Origin of the sequence: Vibrio sp. V42_P2S4T144 (assembly GCF_009904715.1) — a bacterium.
GTDB lineage: Bacteria > Pseudomonadota > Gammaproteobacteria > Enterobacterales > Vibrionaceae > Vibrio > Vibrio alginolyticus.
In genome coordinates this window covers 1-2,613 of the sequence record NZ_WXWS01000677.1, presented here as the reverse complement: position 1 = coordinate 2,613, position 2,613 = coordinate 1, and the positions used below count along the sequence as shown (strand labels likewise).

Annotated in this window: 2 protein-coding genes; both read left to right on the top strand. The window is 44.4% G+C overall.

Translation table 11 applies throughout. From position 1 onward, the window contains the following. Window positions 1-379: 379 nt before the first annotated feature. On the top strand, window positions 380-1,651 hold the full coding sequence (locus CAG68_RS21810; RefSeq protein ID WP_005374784.1) for a maltoporin: 1,272 nt from the start codon (window positions 380-382) through the stop codon (window positions 1,649-1,651). A gap of 100 nt (window positions 1,652-1,751) precedes the next feature. Further along, window positions 1,752-2,561, top strand: a complete 810-nt coding sequence (locus CAG68_RS21805) for a MalM family protein (protein WP_158155535.1) — start codon at window positions 1,752-1,754, stop codon at window positions 2,559-2,561. Window positions 2,562-2,613: the final 52 nt, after the last annotated feature.

The following is a 2,613-nucleotide window of genomic DNA, read 5'->3' as shown; positions in this document are numbered from 1 at the left end:
AAGGTCAACCACCCTAAATATAAAAATATTCGTGTAATTTAATTACTTTATGTGACGGCTTAGAGTCAAAAATATGAAATGGCTATCACTTTGTAGCGGCTCAAAACCGAACAAACTTACTAATTCCTCCCTAGATTGGTGATCTGACTCGAAAAAACACCATTCGGTAAATTTTCTACTCCCTTCTCATCCCCCTTAAATTAGTTTAGGGCGGAGGAAGTCATCCTTGTACGCCTCGGGTAATCTCACAACTGTTGAAACAAACGGGGATTCGTTCCCATCTTACCTCTCTTTCTTTAGGTGTGTTTTTACTGCCTATATTCACCTAAAAGAGTGAGCAGGGAAGACAGAATTATAAATACCCTTAATGGAGTTAAGAATGAAAAAAGTAAGTGCAATTGCTGCTGCTGTAGCTGCAACTTTAGCTGCTGGTTCTGCATTCGCAGTGGATTTCCACGGTTACATGCGTGCTGGCGTTGGCGTGAACGCTGACGGTGGTCAACAATTAACATTCGAAAAGAACAAGATCGGTCGTCTAGGTAATGAAAGCGATATCTACGGCGAGATTCAACTAGGTAAAGAAGTTTACAACAACAACGGCAAAACGTTCTACGTAGACTCTATGGTTGCAATGACTTCTAATGGTTCAAACGACTGGGAAAGCACTTCTGCTAACTGTGGTTTGGATAACGGCGAAGTGAAATGTGTAGACGATGCACAATTCGCACTACGTCAGTTCAACGTTCAAGCTAAAGGCCTACTAAACTTTGCTCCTGAAGCAACGCTTTGGGCAGGTAAACGCTACTACCAACGTCACGACATTCATATCTCTGACTTCTACTACTGGAACATCTCTGGCGCGGGCGCTGGTGTTGAAGGTATCGAAGCTGGTCCTGGTAAAGTTTCTTTCGCTTGGGTTCGTAACGACCGCGGCGATATCGCAGACCCAGGCAACGATGGTGGCGCAACAAACGTAAACACTCTAGACGTACGTTACGCAGGTCTTCCTCTATGGGACAACGGCTCTCTAGAAATGGGCTTGAACTACGCAATTCTTAACGAAACTGACGCTGCGCCAAACGGCACTAAAGATGCGAAAAACGGCGTAATGTTCACAGCAGAATTGACTCAAGGTCTAGACGCTGGTTTCAACAAAACAGTGCTTCAGTACGGTACTGAAGGTTACTCTAAAACAATGGCATTCTACGGCGACGGTAGCTGGTACGGCGCAGAAGCTGACAACGGTGCATCTGGTTACCGCCTAATCAACTGGGGTGTAATCGGCATGGGCGACAGCTGGGAAATGGGTCACCAGTTAGTGTACGGTGTTGGTGAAGACATGTGGGCTGGCCAAGACAAGTGGGAAACAATGTCTGTTGTTGTTCGTCCAATGTACAAATGGGATGACAACCACAAAACTATTTTCGAAGCTGGTTACGCTATCGACGATAACGACGGCGAAGAAAACAAATACGGTAAGCTAACTGTTGCTCAAGCATGGTCTGCTGGCTCTAGCTTCTGGGCTCGTCCTGAAATCCGTGTTTACGCTTCTTACCTAACGGCTGACAAAGAAGACAACTCAAACACATTTGACAACGGTCGTTCAGACGATACGTTCCAGTTCGGTGTACAAGCTGAAGCTTGGTGGTAATCATCTAACCACTAAGTCCTAAATTGTCCTAGAATGATACAGCCAGAACTTATCTGGCTGTATTTATTTAAAAAACAATAAAGAGTCGAGGTAGACAGTAATGAAAAAATGGCTTGCTCCCGTACTGCTGGGCATGTTGGCTACTGGTTGTGCGTCTGTAGAACAAGTAGAGATGAGTCCAAAAGGTCAGCAACAAGTGATCACGCAATCGGGTGATATTCAATGGGTACCGCTTAACGTGCCTGTGGTTACTGAATTCGCTTTGACTGATAAAAGCCAAATGTTGTTGGATGGTAACAGTGCTGGCGCTATTGCAGCGTTTGCTCTTCCAGGTAACCGTGGCAGTCTCGATATCAAATTAGAGACATTCGTAAGTAAAGAACTTCAATTTTATGCTCCTAATGTCGCAGTGATGAACTCGGCAGGAAAAACCATTTACCAAGCAGATTTTTCAAAGTTTAAGTATGAACCAGCAAAACTGTTGGACAACGATAAATTCGTACTTGATCTCAATGTGATTCCAGACATGACAGGTAACGATCTGCATGTGTTGGTTTACACGACTTCCGCCGATCTAAAAGGAAGTACACAAGTTTTACACCCTGCAAAAGCCTTCGCCATGGCGCGTCACACTCAGCCGCCAGATATTGCAGACCCTCTAGCGAAACATAGCCCACTCGGTCAGTTCCGCTTTTCGGTATCCGCGAATGATATTGTGAATACTAAGATTGTTGCGAAAAACGACAACATTCCCCAAGGTACGGACCTTACTAGCTACTACTACAGCTCAATTGAAGCGGCAGTCGCAGCGAATGATATTCCGAAAGCGCTCACTTTGCTTGATGAAGCAAAAGAGCTAGGTATTGAAGGTGCACAACAAGTGTTTGTGAAAGCCGTAAATAGAAAATAATCAGATAAAAAAAGGTCAGCGAAATGCTGACCTTTTTCATAGAAAATAAACT